The sequence below is a fragment of the Acidimicrobiales bacterium genome (assembly GCA_035531755.1).
GTDB lineage: Bacteria > Actinomycetota > Acidimicrobiia > Acidimicrobiales > UBA8190 > DATKSK01.
Map to the genome: position 1 here is coordinate 43,045 of DATKSK010000007.1, position 17,402 is coordinate 60,446.

A 17,402-nucleotide genomic window follows, 5' to 3' on the forward strand; every position below is an offset into this window, starting at 1 on the left:
CGCCGGTCCGGGCCGGTGTGCCGGTGTCGCCCGGGGTGCGTGTTCCGGGGCGGCAGGGCCCGGGGACCTTTGGTGCCATCTCCACCTGCCGGCCACCGCCGGGGTGATGGTGGGACGTTCTCTACTCGGTCCCTCGGGCCACCCTCCGCCTCTCACAGCATCCCCCCCTCGCCACCCGCTCAGCCGGGAGACCGGCCGAGCAGCCGCAGGGGCGTCTGGGACTGGGCGCACAATACGCGCAGCGCTCGCGAGGTCTCAAGCGGCTCTTGCCCGCCGTCACCTGCTGGTTCCCCTATCGCCCCTGGTCACGGGGTGGAGGCCTTCGGCTCGTGAAAAAGTTCCCGCTCGGGCGGGGACGTGGCGGGGACGTGGCGGGGCGCGGCCCCCCGGCGCGGCGTCGGCGCGGCGGTGCGTCAGGTGGGCACGGCCGCCGACCGCCGCGCCTCGGCCCGCCGCTCCGCCCCGAGACGCTCGAGGTCGTGTGCGCCGTGGTCGACGTACGACATGGCCTCGGCGACGAGGCGGTGCCCGGCGTGCTCGGCGACCAGGCGGTGCATGTCCTGCGCGACGGCGCGGTACGCGGGGTGCCCCTGCTCCCCCGACCGCAGCTCCAGGACGTGCATGGCCTCGCGTGCGTTCATCTGCATGACGTAGCGGATCCGGAAGGCGAGCGCCACGGCGTAGGGCGCCTGCACCGGGAACGGCTGGGCCAGGGCGTCGTGGAGCTCCGCCGAGCGTTCCATGGAGCGCTCGTAGGGCTGGGCCAGGCCGGCCTCGGCGACCACGTCGGGCATCTCGAACCCGAGCCCGGGCCCCAGGCCCTGCCACTCGATGGTGAGCATGCGATGGCGCTGCAGGTCGCGAAACGCCCCGTAGTCCGACACCACGTCGAACCGGTACTCGGTGCGCTCGAAGGCCCGGCCCGGGCGGTGGCGGCGGTTGGACCGGTCCCCCACGTAGGCCCGCACGATCGACCGGCGCTCCTCGGCCCCGAGCGCCCGCACGCGGCGCAGGACCTCCTCGTCGGGCAGCGTGGTGAACGGGTAGCACATGGCCGCCACCACCTTGTCCTCGCCCTCGGGGTCCCAGTCGACGAGCCGCACGCCCGACACCTGCGAGCGCGGCGTGCCCTGGGCGTCGGGCCACAGTCGCCGGACCACGTCGTCGGTGCGCTCCCGGGTGTCGGCGAGGTACTCGGACCACACTCCCCCGCGCTCGGGCATGTCGACGCGCTGGAGGAACGACGGGATCACCTTGCGCAGCTCCTCGAGCATGAGGTCCGCGTACCGGCGAGCCTCGGGGAGCGGGTGGGCGCGCATGCGCAACAGCAGCATCTCGTAGGACTGGCCGGTCCCGTAGATGCCGACGTTGGAGAGCGACGCCGCGGGCAACAGCCCCCGCAGCGCGTCGAGCGCCTTGGCGCGGATCGACTGGCGGTAGACGAAGTCGGAGTCGCCGGCCTCCTGCGGGAAGCGCTTGCCGAGCCACGCCTGCAGCTCGGGCAGCGACGACCGGTAGGTGTCGAACATCCGGTCCATGTCGCCCACATAGCGCGCCCCGAGCGCCGACTCGAGCACGTCGGGGTCGCGGTGGTAGCGGTAGTGGCCCGTGGTCAGGCGGCTGTCGTAGGGGACGTAGCGCGTCGACTGCTCGAGGTACGCCATGAGCCGGCCCCACTCGAGCACCTTGGTCAGCACGTTCGACGCCTGCTCGCAGGCCAGGTGCACGCCGCCCAGCTGGGCCACCGAGTCGTCGCCGTACTCGAGGAACACCCGGTCGTAGAGCTCTTCGGCCCGCCGCAGCCCGACGGTGGCGTCCACCCCGGCGTCCCCGCTCACGTCCAGCTCACCGACGAACTCGTCGAGGAAGAGCCGGCGCAGGCTCTTGGCCGAGCGCGAGTAACGGGCGAACAGGGCGCCTTTGACGACCTCGGGCAGGTTGACCAGGGCGAACACCGGTCCGTCGACGTTCGTGACGTACCGGCGGAGGACCTCTACCTCGTCGTCGGTGAAGCGCTCCTCGGCGTAGGGGAACATGGCCCCGGCAACACTACGACCGGCCGCCGGGCGAGGTGGCGGACCCCGGTCGGCCTGCCCCGTCGCCACCTCCGGGGCCCGCACCCGCACCCTCGGGGCCCTCGCCGGGGGGCGGTGCGGCGTCGTCGGCGGCGATCAGCTCGGAGGCGACGGAGACCGCCACCACCCCCCGTTGGAGGGACTCGGCCGCCGCCCGGGCGGTCGCCGCGGTCTCGGGGCGGGGGCTCACCACGGCCAGCTGCCGCAGGAGGTCGACGAGCTGCTTGACGTTGCGCACGAAGTCGCCGGGGGCGAGCTCGGCCCGCTCGAGGACGTGCTCCAGGCGCTGCCCGCGGGCCCAGCGCCACGCCACATCGGCCAGCCCCTCGTCGGGCGCACGTGTGCGCGGCAGGTGGGCGGCCTCCTCCTCGGCGCGCAGGCGCTCGCCCAGGGCGGCCAGCGAGGCCAGGCGCGGCCGCAGCGCCCGCGGGGGGTTGGGCACGGCGGCCGCGCGACCCGGCCGGGTCTCGAACGTGCAGGCCGACACCACCGCCGCCAGGCCGGGCGCGTCCAGGCCGTCGAAGATCCCCGCCGTCAGGGCCTCGGCCACCAGGAGGTCGGACTCGTGGTAGATCGACGCCAGCAGCGCGCCGCGCGCCGTCAGCCGCCACGCCGCCAGCTCCACGTACCCGAAGCGGTCGAGCAGCCGCAGGGCCCGGTCCAGGCGCTCGGACAGGGCGTGGTGGTGGCGCTGGTCGAGGAACTGGGCGAAGGAGCGGTCCAGCACGAAATGGGCCTGGTCCACCGGGTAGCGGCGCACGAGGTTGACGGCGAGGTTGTACGTGGGCCGGAACGACGACCGCAGGTCGGGCGTGGGCGACGTGGCCAACGAGGCCGCCGCGGCCACCGACACGCCTGGGGACCACACGACCACGGCGTGGCCGACGGCGTCGAGGCCCCGGCGCCCGGCGCGCCCCGTCATCTGCGCGTACTCCCCCGACGTGAGCCCGCTGCGCCCGTGCGCACGGATCTTCGTGAGGCGCTCGATGACGACGGTGCGCGCCGGCATGTTGATGCCGAGCGACAGGGTCTCGGTGGCGAACACCACGCGGAGCAGCCCCGCGGAGAAGCAGTCCTCCACCGCTTCGCGCAGTGCGGGGATCATCCCGGCGTGGTGCGACGCCAGGCCGGCCTCGAGCCCGGCGGCCCACGGCCCGTACCCGAGCACGCGCAGCTCGTCGTCGGGGAGGCCCTCGGTGTGCTCTTCGCACCGGCGTCGGATCTCGGCGCGCTCCTCGGCGGTGGTGAGGCGGATCCCGTCGGACAGGCACTGGGCCACGGCGTCGTCGCAGGCCGCCCGCGAGAAGATGAAGACGATGACCGGCAGCATCGACAGGTCGTCGAGGGCCTCGACGAGCTCGCCACGACGAGGGCCCGCCAGGCGGGCGTGGCGCAGGCCCCCGGGGCGGCGCGCCATGCGGGTGACGCGCTGGTCGAGAGCGACGGCCTGCGGCGTCACCTTGCCCCCGGCGACCAGGGGGACCAGGTCGACGCGGCGGGTGCCCTTCTCGGCGATGGCCAGGTGCTGGCGCAGCTCCACGGGCCGGCGCTCCTCGACGATCACGTCCGTCGGCCCGCGCACGCTCGCCAGCCACGCCCCGAACTGCGCGGCGTTGGACACCGTGGCCGACAGGCACACGAACACGACCTCGGGCGGGGTCAGGATGAGCACCTCCTCCCACACCGAGCCGCGGTAGGGGTCCTGGAGGTAGTGCACCTCGTCGAGCACCACCAGGCCGAGGCGGGCGAGCTGCGGCGAGCGGGCGAAGAGCATGTTGCGCAGCACCTCGGTCGTCATGACGACGACGGCGGCGTCGGGCTGGTGCGACAGGTCGCCGGTCAGCAGGCCGACCCGCCCCGGCCCGTACACGGCGGCCAGGTCGCCGAACTTCTGGTTCGAGAGCGCCTTGAGCGGGGTCGTGTAGAAGGCCCGGCGCCGCTCGGCGAGCGCCCGGTCCACGGCGTAGTCGGCGACGACCGTCTTCCCCGAGCCGGTCGGGGCCGACACGAGGATCGACCGGCCGGCCTCGAGGACGTCGAAGGCGGCCTCCTGGAAGGCGTCGGGCCGGAACCCGAGCCGGGCCACGAAGGCGGCGCGCCGGCCGTCGTCCGCGGGGCTCGTCGTCACGGGGCTCGTCGTCACGGGGCTCGGCGCCTCAACGGCGCAGGAGCTTCCCGATGACGATCGACACCTCGTAGAAGACGTAGAGCGGCGCGGCCAGGGCCAGCATGGAGAACGGGTCGCCGCTCGGGGTGATGAACGCCGCGAACACGACGATGAGCACGATGGCCCACCGCCGCCACGACGCCAGGCGCTCGGGCCGCAGGACCCCGGCGAGCTCGAGCGACACCAGCACCACCGGGAACTCGAAGGTGAGGCCGAAGACCGTCATGAGCGCCACGATCAGGCCGAGGTACTTGTTGGGGTCGTAGATCTGCTGGAGCGACGGCCCCCCGACGTTCTGCAGGAATTTCAGCGCGTGCGGGAACGAGATATAGGCGAGGACCGCTCCCCCGCTGAAGAGGAGGATCGACGAGAAGATGAAGGGCAGGGCGTAGCGCTTCTCGTTGCGGTGCAGGCCCGGCGTGATGAAGCGCCACAGCTCCCACAGCACGATCGGCGACGCCAGGAAGAGGCCGCCGTAGGTCGACAGCTTGATGCGCAACGACAAGCCACCGAGCGGGTCGGTGACGTACAGCTTGCAGTGCCGTGGCCCCGCCACCCGGCAGTACGGCGACTGCAGGAAGTGCAGGATGTCCGGGTACACGATGAAGGCCACCGTGGCGGCCACGGCGAACGCGAAGACCGACACGAGGAGCCGTCGGCGCAGCTCGGCCAGGTGCTCGCCGAGCGTCATGGCATCGGGTGTCGGCCGCAGTGAGCGGCCGCGGAACGGGATCCGGAGTCGGGCGACCATGGGCGGGGCCGATGGCGCCGGTCAGTTCATGCTGGGGTCGTCGGGCACGGCCGGGAACGCGCCGGGCCCCGCCGCTCCCGCGGCCCCCGATGCCGCCGCCGGGCCGGTGGCCGTGCCCGCCGCGCCGGTGGCGGCCGACCCGTTGGCAACCGACCCGCTCGCAACCGACCCGTTCTCGGCTGCGGATCCGTTCGTCGACCGGTTCTCGGCCGCGGCGCCGCTCGCCGCAGGGGCGCCGTCGGCGCCCGGCGCGCCGTCGGGCGGCCCCGTGGCACCCGCCGCCACCGGGTCGGTCGCCCCGTCGGCCCCGTCGGCCGCGGCCCGCTCGTGCTCGTCGGCCAGGCGGTCGAGGAAGGCGAACGGCGACCGCACGGCCTGGGCCACTTCGTGCGTCGGGGGGAGGTTCGGGAACGTCCCGCGCACCTCGCTCTCGATCTTGCTGCGCCAGCCGCGCAGGTCGTGCCACGCCGCGCCCAGCTGGCGCGCCACCTGGGGGAGCTTCTCGGGCCCCAGGACGATCAGCGCGATGACGAGGATGACCAGCAGTTTCGCCGGGCTCAGGGACAACATGTCGGGCCAAGTGTAGGACCCTGGGCCTCCCTGAACCCGGCGGTCGCACCGGCGCCGGCGCGGCGCGCCCCCGGGCCGGCGTCAGCGCGCCGGGCGCCCGACGGGGGCGGGTGGCATCAGAAGAAGTGCAGCTTCGACAGCGGCCAGATCCGCACCACCACCCGGCCCACGATGAGCGACCGGGGGATGGGGCCGAAGTAGCGGCTGTCCTGCGAGTCCGAACGGTTGTCCCCCATCACGAAGTACTCGTTGGCGGGGACCGTCTGGGGCGTGATGCTGGTCGTGATGGTGCCGTGGACGAGCCACGGCTCCTTGAGCGGTTTCCCGTTGATGACCACCTGGCCCCCCGAGGACGAGATCCGCTCCCCCGGCAGGCCGATGACCCGCTTGACGAGGTCCTTCACCTCGGGGCCGGCGTTCTCGCCCGGGGGTTTGCCGAAGACCACCATGTCGCCGCGGTGCACCGAGTGGAGGTGGTAGCTCAGCTTGTCCACCAGGATCCGGTCGCCGATCATGAGCGTGGGCTCCATCGACGCCGACGGGATGTAGAAGGTCTGGACGACGAAGGTCCGGATGCCCACCGCCACCGCCACCGCCACCACCAGGACCAGGGCCCACTCCACGACCCAGCGGCCCCGGCGCGGGGGGCGCCGGTGCGGGGGCGGTGACGGGGTGCCGGGAGCCCCCGGGGCGCCCGGCGGCGGGGGGGGCGGCGAGACGAAGGGCCCGGCCAGGGTGGACTCGGCCGACCACGGGTGCGACGGCGGCGCCGGGGCCGGCGCCGGGGGCTCGGGGGCCGCCACCTGGGCCACCGTGCCGTTCTGCCCGAAGTCGCGGACCCACAGGGCGTCGAGGGAGCTCGACGACTGCGACGACTCGGGCGGGTCGGAGGCCACGAATTGTCGAGGCTAGTGGACGGCCACCCGCTATTTGCCCCCGCCCGGCCTCACAGGCTGGCGATCAGCTTCTCGACGCGCTCGTCGTGGGAGCGGAAGGGGTCCTTCAGCAGGACCGTCCGCTGGGCCTGGTCGTTGAGCTTGAGGTGCACCCAGTCGACCGTGAAGTCTCGGCGGCGCTCCTTGGCGCGCCGGATGAACTCCCCCCGGAGCCGGGCCCGCGTGGTCTGGGGTGGGCGGTTCATGGCCTCGCTGATGGCCGCGTCGTCGGTCATGCGCTCCATGCGGTCCCGGGCCTCCATGCGGTAGTAGAGGCCGCGGCTGCGGTTCACGTCGTGGTACTGCAGGTCGACCAGGGCGATCTTGGGGTGCCCGAGCGGCAGGCCGTGCCGGGCGCGGTACGCCTCGATCAGCTGGTGCTTGGCCACCCAGTCGCACTCACGCGCCAGGGTCATGGGGTCGGACTCGAGGCCCTTCAGGCAGTGCTCCCACATGTCGAGGGCGCGGTCCTCCTGGGGCGACAGGCCGTGCGAGTCACGGAAGCGCAGGGCCCGGGTGAGGTACTCGGCCTGGATGTCGAGGGCGCTCACCTCGCGCCCGTTGGCGAGGCGGACCTTGCGCCGGCACGTGAGGTCGTGACTGATCTCGCGGATGGCCCGGATCGGGTTCTCGAGGGTCAGGTCCCGCAGCACCGTGCCGGGGTCCTCCAGCATGCGCAGCAGGATGCTCGTCGACCCCACCTTGAGGTAGGTGGCGTACTCGCTCATGTTGGAGTCGCCCACGATGACGTGCAGCCGCCGGAACCGTTCGGCGTCGGCGTGGGGCTCGTCGCGCGTGTTGATGATCGGGCGGCTGCGCGTGGTGGCCGACGACACGCCCTCCCAGATGTGCTCGGCCCGCTGCGACAGGCAGTACACCGCCCCGCGGGCGGTCTGCAGGACCTTGCCCGCGCCCGAGAAGATCTGCCTGCTCACCAGGAACGGGATCAGCACCTCGGTGTAGTGGGCGAAGTCGTCGCGCCGGCTCGTCAGGTAGTTCTCGTGACACCCGTAGGAGTTGCCGGCCGAGTCGGTGTTGTTCTTGAACAGGTAGATGACGCCGCGGATCCCCTCTTCGCGCAACCGGGCCTCGGCCCCGGTGACGAGGTGGTCGAGGATGCGCTCCCCCGCCTTGTCGTGGGCCACGAGGTCGGTGATGGAGTCGCACTCGGGCGTGGCGTACTCGGGGTGGCTCCCCACGTCGAGGTAGAGCCGGGCGCCGTTCTCGAGGAAGACGTTCGAGGAGCGCCCCCAGCTGACGACACGCCGGAACAGGTAGCGCGCCACCTCGTCGGGCGACAGGCGGCGCTGGCCGCGCAGCGTACAGGTGACGCCGTACTCGTTCTCGAGGCCGAAGATCCGCCTGTCCATCGCACCCACGGTAGTGCCGGGCCCGTGCGCCGCAGCGTCTCCCGGGGCGCGACGGCGCAGGACGGGTAGCCTCTCGCGGTGGCCACACCGCTGATGGTCCACCTGACCACCGTGGGATCGACGTTCGAAGCCCGGGTGGTCATGGCGCGCCTGGGGGCCGAGGGCATCCTCACGCAGGTGCTCGGCGCCCGCGAGGGCCCCTATCCCCTGCCCGGGCCCGTCGAGGTGCTCGTCGTCGCCGACCAGGCCGACGAGGCCCGCGAGCTGCTGCTCGCCGACCAGGTGGAGGCGCTCTTCGACGAGGCGCAGGAGGACTCGCCCGGCGACCGCTGACGCCCCCCCCGGGGCGCCGCGCCGGCCCGGGCGGGCCGTGAGGCGGGAGGGCCTAGGCGGAAGGGGTCGGGGCGCCGTCCCCGCCGGGGGCCGCGCCGGCGGCGGCGCCGGCACCACGCCCACCGCGCGAGCCGCTCTTGCGGCCCCCGGCCAGGCGCTCGGCCAGCTCGCCGTGGCCGAGCCGGCGGAAGGCGCGGCGGCCCTGGGCACGCGACAGCACAGCCACCTCGAGGTCGTCGGGGGCGAGGGTGCGGTCCGGCCCGGCCAGCGCGGCGACGGCGGCGCGCAGGGCGGCGTCGAGCGCCCACCCGTCGGCGTAGGACCCGGCGAAGCGGTCCGTGATCGTCTCGGTCTCACCGCCCAGCACGGCGAAGCGGTCCTCGTCGGTGATCGTGCCCTCGTAGGCGATGTGGTACAGCTGGTCCGACTTGCCGTCGGCGCCGAGCTCGGCCACCAGGATCTCGACCTCGAGGGGCTTCATCTCGTGGGTGAAGACCTGCCCGAGGAACTGGGCGTAGAGGTTGGCGAGGGACCGGGCGTCGACGTCCTCGCGGCTGAAGGCGAAGCCCTTGGTGTCGGCGTGGCGCACGCCGGCCACCCGCAGCTGGTCGAACTCGTTGTACTTGCCGACGCCGGCGAAGGCGATGCGGTCGTAGATCTCGCTCACCTTGTGCAGCGAGCGCGACGGGTTCTCCGCCACCATGAGGATTCCGTCGTCGAACACGCACGCCACCAGGGACCGGCCCCGGGCGATGCCCTTCTGGGCGTACTCGGCGCGGTCCTTCATGACCTGCTCGGGCGCCACGTAGAACGGCATGGTCACGGCCCGCCACCTCCGATGCCCCGGCCCACGCCGCGCCGCTGCACGAGCGATGCGAAGCGGTCGGCCACCTCGGTGTCGCTCACACGGTCGTAGCCGCCGGCGGTCACCGTGGCCACCACGGGGAAGATGCCCCGCACCAGGTCGGGCCCGCCGGTGGCGGAGTCCTCGTCGGCGGCCTCGTACAGGGCCCGCACGGCCAGCTCGATCGACTCGTCTCGGGGCAGATCGGGGCGCCAGCCCAGCTTGATCGTGGTACGGGCGTCACGCCCGCCCGACCCCGTGGCCGCGTGGTCGGCCTCCTCGAAGTGGCCGCCGGTCACGTCGTAGGTGAAGATCCGCCCCAACCCGAGCCGCAGGTCGAAGCCGCAGTACAGCGGCACCACCACGAGGCCCTGCATGGCCATGGGCAGGTGCTCGCGCACCATCTGGCCCAGCTGGTTGGCCTTGCCCTCGAGGCTGAGGGCCACGCCCTCCACCTTCTCGTAGTGCTCGAGCTGGGTCTGGAAGAGCTTGACCATCTCGATGGCGGGCCCGGCGGCCCCGGCGATGGCCACCGCCGAGTGCCGGTCGGCGGGGAAGACCTTCTCCATGGCGCGGTGGGCGATGATGTTGCCCTCGGTGGCGCGGCGGTCGCCTGCCATCACCACGCCGTCGGCGTAGCGCAGCGCCACCACGGTCGTCCCGTGGGCCACGCCGGCCGTCACGGCGGCGACGTCCGGGCCGCGCAGCAGTGCCCCGGTGGGATCGGTACGACGGACGAGGGCGGCGAAGCTCGGACCCGGGTCGTCCCCGGGCGGGAACAAGGGAAGGCCCACCCGGCTACTCCCCCCCCTTCTGGACGTAGTTCCGGACGAACTCCTCGGCGTTCTCCTCGAGGACCTCGTCGATCTCGTCGAGCAGGTCGTCGAGCTCGGCCTTCAACTTCTCGCCCTGGGGGGACGGCGCCGGCGCCTCGGTCTCCTCGGTCGTCGTCTCCTCGCGCGTCGTCGGCGCCTGCTTGCGCTTCTGCTCCCGTTCGGCCATCAGTCCACTCCCTAGGCGCTCAACCGTGCCAACAGCTCCGACGGGGTGGCGCTGCCCTCGAGAAGCTCCTCCACGTGCTCGGCTGTACCACGTAGCGGATCCATCATAGGGACGCGCCGGAGGGGGTCGGTACCGAGGTCGAACACCAACGAGTCCCAGTTGGCGCTGGCGACAGACGACGCCCAGCGGCGCAGGCACTGCCCCCGGAAATAGGCCCGGGTCCGGCGGGGCGGCTCGGTGACGGCGTCGAGCACCTCCTGCTCCCCCACCAGGCGCTTGGTGTCGAGCCGCGCGAACAGCGACCGCTCGGGGCGCAGGTCGTGGTATTGCAGGTCGACCGCGGCGAGCCGGTGGTCGTCCCAGTCGAGCCCGTGGCGCTCGCGGTAGGCCTCGAGCAGCTGGAGCTTGGCGGCCCAGTCCACCCGGTCGGCCACGACACCGGGGTCGGTCTCCAGGCCGTGGAGCACGTCCTCCCACTGCTGGAGCAGCTCCTGGCCCACCGCCTCGTCACCCAGGCATGCCAGGCCGCGGTCCTCGGCGTACTTGCGGGCCAGGCCGAACAGCTCCCACTGCAGCGCCAAAGCGGTGGCGCTGCGGCCGTCGGCGAGGTCGAGCGCCACCGACAGCGTGGGGTCGTACGACACCTGCCGGATGGCCTTCACCGGGTTGGCGAGGGTCAGCTCGCGCCCTCCGAAGGCGTCGTCCTCGATGAGCGCCAGAACGAGCGCGGTGGTCCCCACCTTCAGGAAGGTGGCCGTCTCCGACAGGTTGGCGTCGCCCACGATGACGTGGAGGCGCCGGTAGCGCTGGGGGTCGGCGTGGGGCTCGTCGCGCGTGTTCACGATGGGGCGCTTCAGGGTGGTCTCGAGGCCGATCTCCTCCTCGAAGAACTCGGAGCGCTGCGACAGCTGGAAGGGGATGTCACGGCCGACGTTGGCCGGGGTCTCGGTCCCCACCTTCCCCGCGCCGGTGAAGACCTGGCGCGTGACGAAGTGCGGGGTGATGAGGTGGGCGATGCGGGCGAAGGGCACGGCCCGGTCCATGAGGTAGTTCTCGTGGGTCCCGTAGGAGTTGCCCTTGCCGTCGGAGTTGTTCTTGTACACGACGATCGACTGGCCCTCGGGGAGCACGCGCCGCACGGCCGCCATGGAGCGGCGCAGCACCTCCTCCCCCGCCTTGTCGTACTTCACGACCTCGAGGGGGTCCGCGCACTCGGGCGTCGAGAATTCCGGGTGCGCGTGGTCGACGTAGTACCGGGCCCCGTTGGTGAGCACGGCGTTCACGAGGTGCGTCTCCACCTCGGGGGGCATGGCGCCCTCGCGCGCGAATCCCCGGGCGTCGTTACCCGGCGACTCGTCCTCGAAGTCCCACCCCGCCCGGGCCAGATCGGACACGTATGCGTTGACCAGCAGCGACGAGGACGCCACGGGGTTGCCGTCGCCGCCGACGTGGTGGATGCCGTACTCCGTCTCGATCCCGCACACCTTCGCGACGGCCACGAAACCGACCCTAGTGCGTGGCGGCTGCGACGGCGCGACGCTCCCCGGCGGCACCGCTGCGCCACCGGGCGTGCGGGGCGCCGGGGCCGGCGGGGTGGGTGGACGGTGCCGGGTGGACGGCGCGGGACGCCTGTTTCCGGCGGGTCAGAGGTACTGGCCGGTGCCGACCCGCTCGATGGAACGACCGCCGCGGGTCTCCTCGGTGTCGGCCAGGAGGGTGCGCACGTACACGATGCGCTCGCCCTTCTTCCCCGAGATCCGGGCCCAGTCGTCGGGGTTGGTGGTGTTGGGGAGGTCCTCGTTCTCCTTGTACTCCCGGCGGATCGACTCCAGGAGGTCGGAGGTGCGCACGCCCTTCCCCTCCCCCGCGATGGCCCGCTTGATGGCGAGCTTCTTCGCCCGGCGGACGATGTTCTCGATCATCGCCCCCGACGCGAAGTCGCGGAAGTAGAGGATCTCCTTGTCGCCGTTCTGGTAGGTCACCTCGAGGAATTTGTTCTCGTCGTCGGCGCGGAACATCTCCAACACGGTCTCCTCGATCATCGCCTGCACGGCCTTGGCCGGGTCCCCCCCGCCCAGGCGGTCGACCTCGGCGCCGTCGAGCGGCAGGTCGGGCGTCAGGTAGCGGGCGAAGATCTGGGTGGCGGCCTCCTCGTCGGGGCGCTCGATCTTGATCTTCACGTCGAGCCGGCCCGGGCGCAGGATGGCCGGGTCGATGAGGTCCTCGCGGTTGGACGCGCCGATGACGATGACGTCGCGCAGGGTCTCCACCCCGTCGATCTCGGCCAGCAGCTGCGGGACGATGGTGGACTCGATGTCGGAGCTGATCCCCGTCCCCCTGGTGCGGAACAGCGAGTCCATCTCGTCGAAGAAGACGATGACCGGGACGCCCTCCTCGGCCTTCTCCCGGGCGCGCTGGAACACGAGCCGGATCTGGCGCTCGGTCTCGCCCACGTACTTGTTGAGCAGCTCGGGGCCCTTGATGTTGAGGAAGTAGCTGCGGATGTTGGCGTTGCCGGTGACCTCGGCCACCTTCTTGGCGAGCGAGTTGGCGACCGCCTTGGCGATGAGGGTCTTGCCACAGCCCGGGGGGCCGTAGAGCAGGATGCCCTTGGGCGCCGGCAGCTTGTACTCGTTGAACAGCGCCCGGTGCAGGTAGGGCAGCTCGACGGCGTCGGTGATGGCCTCGATCTGGGTGTCGAGGCCGCCGACGTCCCCGTAGGTGACGTCGGGGACCTCCTCGAGCACGAGCTCTTCGACCTCGGGGCGCGGCAGCTTCTCCACCAGCAGCTGCGAGCGCGTCTCCATGAGCACGGCGTCGCCGGCGCGCAGGTGCACGCTCAGCAGGTCGTGGGAGAGCTCGACCACCCGCTCCTCGTCGGCCCGGGCGTACACGATGGCGCGCCGGCCGTCCTCGAGGACCTCCTTCAGGGTGACGACCTCGCCCGAGTCCTCGCCCTCGCGCGCCAGGATCACGTTGAGGGACTCGTTGAGCACGACCTCCTGCCCGCGGCGCAGGTCGTGGGGGTCGATCTCCGGGTGGACGGCCACCCGCATCTTGCGGCCCGACGAGAACACGTCCACGGTGGCGTCCTCGTTGGCGTGGAGGAACGTCCCGTACGCGCTCGGGGGCTGGGTGAGCTTGTCGACCTCCTCCCGCAGGGCGGCGATGTGCTCCTTCGCCTGCTGCAGGGTGTAGGTCAGCTTCTCGTTCTGGGAGACGGCCTGAGCCAGCTGCCCCTTGGTCTCGAGGAGGCGCTCCTCGAGGGACTGCACCCGGCCCGGCCCCTCCGACAGGCGACGGCGCAGGATGCCGACCTCTTCCTCGGCCTGACGCGAGCGCTCGCGCAGGAGATCGAGCTCCTCGCGCAGCGCCAGCTGTCGTTCCTCCTCGGACTCGGCCGTTGGAACCACCTCCCGGGCGTGTTTCGGGGCCCTCGAGGGACCATACACCGGCCCCGGCGCCCGACGGCGCGCTCAGGGGCCCGGATGGCGCCTCGTGGACAGGGTACGCCCGCACCCGCCGGTACACTGGTTTTCCCGGGTGGAGCGGGTCGTGTCCCCGCCGCCGGTGGGTGTCCGTCCCGCCCGGAATCCGAGTGGGGACGCGGCCAGTTGACATCCCGAACAGGGCGTCGTTACGGTCCGGAGCCGGCGCTCCACATGATCGAGGAGAGGGCGAGAGCGAGCCGATGAAGGTCTGGATCGACCAGGATCTGTGCACCGGCGACGGGCTGTGCGAGGAGATCGCGCCGGCCGTGTTCACACTGCTCGACGACGGGCTCGCCTACGTCAAGGAGGCCGACCAGGTCCGCAACGACCCGGGCGGGTCGGCCGGGATGGCCCTCGTGCCCGAGGACCTCGAGGACGCCGTCACCGAGGCCGCCGAGGAGTGCCCCGGGGAGTGCATCTTCATCGAGCCGGGCTGATTCATCGAGCCGGGCCGATTCATCGAGCCGGGCTCATTCATCGAGCCGGGCTGAGCCGGGCACCGGCGGCTCGGGCCTCGTCGGGGGGCACCAGCAGCCTCGCCGTCGTGAGGAACCCGGTGTGCGCCACCATCCGGTGGTCGGGCCGCACCGAGCGCTGCTCCACGTGCCAGGTCCGGCGCAGCACCTCCGACGTCTCGGCCATCCCGAACGCGCTCGACGCCATGGCCTCGCGCAGGGTGGCCACCTGCGTGATCGACGGCAGGTAGGCGAGCAGGATCCCACCGGGGCGAAGCGCCCCGGTGGCGGGGCCCAGCACGCGCCACGGCTCGGGCAGGTCGAGCACGACCCGGTCGAGGTCGCGCTCCTCGATCCCCTCGTAGACGTCGCGCTCCTCCACGCGGTAGCGGGCGTCCGCGCCGCACCAGGACGCCACGTTGGCGCGCGCCCCGGCGGCGAAATCGGCACGGACCTCGTACCCGGTCACCTCGGCGCCGGCGCGCAGCAACGTCATCGACAACGCGCCCGACCCCACGCCCGCCTCCAGGACCCGCATGCCGGGCCCGATGTCCGCGGCGAGGAGGATGGCGCCGAGGTCCTTCGGGTAGATGACCTGCGCGCCGCGGGGCATCTTCAGCACCACGTCGGCCAGCGTCGGCCGCACCACCACGAACTGGCGCCCCGTCGTCGCCCCCACCGTCGAGCCCTCGGCGCGCCCGATCACGTCGTCGTGGGCGACGATCCCCGAATGGGTGTGGAACATGGCGCCGGGCGTGAGCGTCGTGAGGTACCGGCGCTCCTTGGGGTCGACGAGCAGGACGCGCTCGCCGGCCGACAAGGGGCCCCGGGCGGCGTCCGCGGCGGGCGTCACCCCCCGCCGGCGGCGGCGGACCCCGAGCCCCGCTCCGTCACCGCCACCACGAGGCGCTGGCCCGGCTCGACGCGCCCGCTCCAGACCACCTCGTCGCGCCGGCTGCGCGCCCGGCGCACCAACCACGCCGCCGCGGCCACCGCCAGCCACACGGGCTCGCCCCCCATGCCGCGCCGCGCCGCGCGCGACGTGAGCAAGCGCAGCACGCGGTCCACGGCGCGGGCTCAGACCCTGCGGATCTCGACGACGGCCGAGCGCGAGCGCCCCCGGCGTCGGCCGAGCAGGTACGCCACCAGCAACGCCAGCACCACCCCGGCCACGGCGCCGCCGACCAGCTTGGGCCGGGCCGCCTCGACCTTCTCGTCGATGCCGCCGGACATGTCGCGCAGCTTCGCCTCGAGGTCGTCGCGGGTGATCCTCGCCGTGGTCGCCATGGTCAGCGCCTCCCGTCGGTACGGTCGCTCCCGGCGGACTTCGCCCCCGGGCCCTTGGTGATCCTCCACGCCGCCAGACCCAGCACGGCCGTGGCCAGCGCGCCGGTGATCACGTACGGCAGCCAGCTGAGGTTGCCGGTGAAGGTCGACCCCGTCTCGGTCTGCAGGGCGCGCAGCGCCGCCAGCACCAGCAGGACCGACCCGGCCGCCAGGGCGATCGACCCGGCCATCCCGAAGGCGAGGAAGCGGCCCAGGCCCTTCAGGGGGCCGAGGGTCTCCTGCTTGGCGTAGTCGATGACGAGCTGGACGAAGTCCCCGCCCGTGGCCGTCAGCCCGCCGCCGCGCCCCGACCGCCCATCTTGACGTCCCGGCACCGACCCTCCTTCGCGAGCGTCCATCCTCCCCTGCCCGGACAAGTGTGGCAAGCACGCCCGTCCGGGGCGCGTGGCGCCGCCGCCCGGTCGCGTCCCGTCGCCGCGCTCGTGGCGGCTTCGTCGCAGCTCAGTCGCGGGGGGTGAGGAGGTAGGTGGAGCTGGCCTTGGCGACCAACCGCCCCTCGTCGTCGGCCAGCTCGGCCTCCACGAAGGCCACGCGCCGTCCTGCCGAGATCACCCGCGACGTGCACGTCAGCGTGCCCCCGGGGCGCACGGGGGCGAGGAAGCTCACTTTGAGCTCGGCGTTGGCGGAGTAGACCTTGCGCCCCTTCGCCCAGGTGACGGTGGCGGCGCCCATGGCCGAGTCACAGCACGCCGCCAGGAATCCCCCCTGGAGCACGCCGGCGGGGTTGGCGAACCGCTCGTCGGCGGGCATCGTCCACACCGTCGTCCCCGGCTCGGACTTGTCGACGCACACCATGCCGAGCGTCAGGTCGCAATTGGGCGGTACCTGCACCCGGGGATCGGCCACGGCGAGACGGTACCGTACGGGTCCCGTGGGCACGCCTCGCACCGACCGCTCCCCCGGCGCCCGCACCACCGTCGTCGGAGCGGCGGGCGTGGTGGCGGCCGACGGGCTGCTCGCCCGGGCCGAGGTGGTGGTGGAGGGCGGCGTCATCACCGACGTCCGTCCCGCCCGGGGCGCCGTGCCCGACGTCGTGCTCGCCCCGGGCTTCGTCGACCTCCAGGTGAACGGGATCGGCCCCGTCGACGTGGCCACGGCGTCGGGCCCCGACTGGGCCGCCCTCGACGCCGCCCTGCTGGCCCAGGGGGTCACCACCTGGTGCCCCACCCTCACCTCGGCGCCGCGCGCCGCCCTCGAGGACTCGCTGGCCCGGGTGGCCGCGGCGCGGCGGCGCCCCGCGGCGCGACGGCCCGACATCGCCGGGGCGCACCTGGAGGGACCCTTCCTGGCGCTCCCCGGCGCCCACCGCCCCGACTGCGTGCAGCGCGACGTGGACCTGCCGTGGCTCGAGCACCTCGGAGGCCTGGTGCGCGTCCTCACCCTGGCGCCCGAGCTCCCCGGCGCCGCCGCCGCCATCGCCCGGCTCAGCGCGCGGGGGGTGCTGGTGGCCCTGGGCCACTCGGCCTGCGACGCCGAGGTGGCGCTCGAGGCCGCCGCCGCCGGGGCACGCCTGGTGACGCACCTCGGCAACGCCATGGGCCCGTCCACCCCGCGCGCCCCGGGCCTCGTCGGCGCCGCGCTCGCCGACGAGCGGCTGACCGTGTCGCTCATCGCCGATCTGGTGCACTCGCACCCCGTGTTCGTGCGGGCCGCGTTCGCCGCCAAGGGGGCCGGCGGCGTCGCCCTCGTCACCGATGCGGTGGCCGCCACCGCGGGGACGGGACAGCCGCCCCGCCTCCCCGACGGGAGGCTGGCGGGATCGGTCCTCACCGTGCCGCGGGCGGTGTCGAACGTCGTGCACCACGGCGCCGCCACCCTGGCCGACGCGGTGGCCTCGGCCAGCACCACGCCGGCCCGGCTGCTCGGGCTGGGCGACCGCGGCGTCATCGCCCCCGGCCGCCGAGCCGACCTGGTGGCGCTGGCGCCGGGCCCCCCGGGGCGCGCCGGAGGTGGAGGACACGGCGGGGGTGGGGACGTCGGGCCCTGGACGGTGTCGTCGGTGTGGGTGGCCGGGGTCCGGGCCTGGCCGCCGCGGTAGCGGCCGGAACCGACGATAGGGTCG

19 protein-coding genes are annotated in these 17,402 nt (G+C 73.2%); 3 read left to right on the plus strand and 16 right to left on the minus strand.

Annotated features, from left to right (window positions below; all coding sequences use genetic code 11):
• Window positions 1-413 precede the first annotated feature (413 nt).
• From VMV22_01650 to pafA, 6 genes are all read right to left on the minus strand, one after another.
• Window positions 414-2,036: an FAD-dependent thymidylate synthase gene (locus VMV22_01650; protein ID HUY21023.1), complete on the minus strand. Its 1,623-nt coding sequence runs from the start codon at window positions 2,034-2,036 to the stop codon at window positions 414-416.
• Between the two features lie 13 nt (window positions 2,037-2,049).
• Window positions 2,050-4,218 (minus strand): DEAD/DEAH box helicase, encoded by a 2,169-nt coding sequence (locus tag VMV22_01655; protein HUY21024.1) that lies wholly within the window; start codon window positions 4,216-4,218, stop codon window positions 2,050-2,052.
• A gap of 13 nt (window positions 4,219-4,231) precedes the next feature.
• The gene (gene tatC / locus VMV22_01660) at window positions 4,232-4,933 is read right to left on the minus strand and encodes a twin-arginine translocase subunit TatC (protein HUY21025.1); all 702 of its coding nucleotides are present in this window, start codon (window positions 4,931-4,933) and stop codon (window positions 4,232-4,234) included.
• An 81-nt stretch (window positions 4,934-5,014) separates the two neighbouring features.
• Window positions 5,015-5,563 carry a twin-arginine translocase TatA/TatE family subunit gene (locus VMV22_01665; GenBank protein HUY21026.1) on the minus strand — a complete coding sequence of 183 codons (549 nt, stop codon included), beginning with the start codon at window positions 5,561-5,563 and terminating at the stop codon, window positions 5,015-5,017.
• 116 nt (window positions 5,564-5,679) lie between these two features.
• Window positions 5,680-6,459 carry a signal peptidase I gene (gene lepB, locus VMV22_01670; protein ID HUY21027.1) on the minus strand — a complete coding sequence of 260 codons (780 nt, stop codon included), beginning with the start codon at window positions 6,457-6,459 and terminating at the stop codon, window positions 5,680-5,682.
• A gap of 50 nt (window positions 6,460-6,509) precedes the next feature.
• Entirely contained in the window at window positions 6,510-7,868 is a 1,359-nt protein-coding gene (pafA, locus tag VMV22_01675; protein HUY21028.1) for a Pup--protein ligase, read from the minus strand.
• Between the two features lie 78 nt (window positions 7,869-7,946).
• Here pafA and VMV22_01680 point away from each other — a divergent pair, with 78 nt between their 5' ends.
• On the plus strand, window positions 7,947-8,201 hold the full coding sequence (locus tag VMV22_01680; protein HUY21029.1) for a DUF2007 domain-containing protein: 255 nt from the start codon (window positions 7,947-7,949) through the stop codon (window positions 8,199-8,201).
• A gap of 52 nt (window positions 8,202-8,253) precedes the next feature.
• On the opposite strand, the gene prcA is transcribed toward VMV22_01680, so the two are convergent.
• The 5 genes from prcA to arc all read right to left on the minus strand — a co-directional run bounded on the left by prcA (window position 8,254) and on the right by arc (window position 13,460).
• Complete coding sequence (gene prcA, locus VMV22_01685; protein HUY21030.1) at window positions 8,254-9,018, minus strand: proteasome subunit alpha; 765 nt, start codon at window positions 9,016-9,018, stop codon at window positions 8,254-8,256.
• 2 nt (window positions 9,019-9,020) lie between these two features.
• Window positions 9,021-9,839 (minus strand): proteasome subunit beta, encoded by an 819-nt coding sequence (gene prcB / locus VMV22_01690; GenBank protein ID HUY21031.1) that lies wholly within the window; start codon window positions 9,837-9,839, stop codon window positions 9,021-9,023.
• A gap of 4 nt (window positions 9,840-9,843) precedes the next feature.
• Entirely contained in the window at window positions 9,844-10,047 is a 204-nt protein-coding gene (locus VMV22_01695) for a ubiquitin-like protein Pup (protein ID HUY21032.1), read from the minus strand.
• Window positions 10,048-10,058: 11 nt separating this feature from the next.
• Complete coding sequence (gene dop, locus VMV22_01700) at window positions 10,059-11,546, minus strand: depupylase/deamidase Dop (protein ID HUY21033.1); 1,488 nt, start codon at window positions 11,544-11,546, stop codon at window positions 10,059-10,061.
• Between the two features lie 144 nt (window positions 11,547-11,690).
• Window positions 11,691-13,460, minus strand: coding sequence for a proteasome ATPase (arc, locus tag VMV22_01705; protein HUY21034.1), 1,770 nt, complete (start codon window positions 13,458-13,460; stop codon window positions 11,691-11,693).
• A 278-nt stretch (window positions 13,461-13,738) separates the two neighbouring features.
• Here arc and VMV22_01710 point away from each other — a divergent pair, with 278 nt between their 5' ends.
• Window positions 13,739-13,975, plus strand: a complete 237-nt coding sequence (locus VMV22_01710; GenBank protein ID HUY21035.1) for a ferredoxin — start codon at window positions 13,739-13,741, stop codon at window positions 13,973-13,975.
• Window positions 13,976-14,012: 37 nt separating this feature from the next.
• Here the strand turns inward: VMV22_01710 and VMV22_01715 are convergent, their stop codons facing one another.
• The 5 genes from VMV22_01715 to VMV22_01735 all read right to left on the minus strand — a co-directional run bounded on the left by VMV22_01715 (window position 14,013) and on the right by VMV22_01735 (window position 16,186).
• A complete protein-coding gene (locus VMV22_01715) occupies window positions 14,013-14,846 on the minus strand; it encodes a tRNA (adenine-N1)-methyltransferase (protein HUY21036.1) in 834 nt (277 codons plus the stop codon).
• Window positions 14,843-15,061 (minus strand): hypothetical protein, encoded by a 219-nt coding sequence (locus tag VMV22_01720; GenBank protein HUY21037.1) that lies wholly within the window; start codon window positions 15,059-15,061, stop codon window positions 14,843-14,845. The genes VMV22_01715 and VMV22_01720 overlap by 4 nt, the downstream gene beginning before the upstream one ends.
• Before the next feature lie 9 nt (window positions 15,062-15,070).
• Complete coding sequence (locus VMV22_01725; protein ID HUY21038.1) at window positions 15,071-15,280, minus strand: hypothetical protein; 210 nt, start codon at window positions 15,278-15,280, stop codon at window positions 15,071-15,073.
• A 2-nt stretch (window positions 15,281-15,282) separates the two neighbouring features.
• Window positions 15,283-15,654 carry a hypothetical protein gene (locus VMV22_01730; protein ID HUY21039.1) on the minus strand — a complete coding sequence of 124 codons (372 nt, stop codon included), beginning with the start codon at window positions 15,652-15,654 and terminating at the stop codon, window positions 15,283-15,285.
• 127 nt (window positions 15,655-15,781) lie between these two features.
• Window positions 15,782-16,186, minus strand: coding sequence for a PaaI family thioesterase (locus VMV22_01735; protein HUY21040.1), 405 nt, complete (start codon window positions 16,184-16,186; stop codon window positions 15,782-15,784).
• A 25-nt stretch (window positions 16,187-16,211) separates the two neighbouring features.
• On the opposite strand from VMV22_01735, the gene VMV22_01740 reads away from it, so the two are divergent.
• Window positions 16,212-17,378, plus strand: a complete 1,167-nt coding sequence (locus VMV22_01740) for an amidohydrolase family protein (GenBank protein ID HUY21041.1) — start codon at window positions 16,212-16,214, stop codon at window positions 17,376-17,378.
• Window positions 17,379-17,402: the final 24 nt, after the last annotated feature.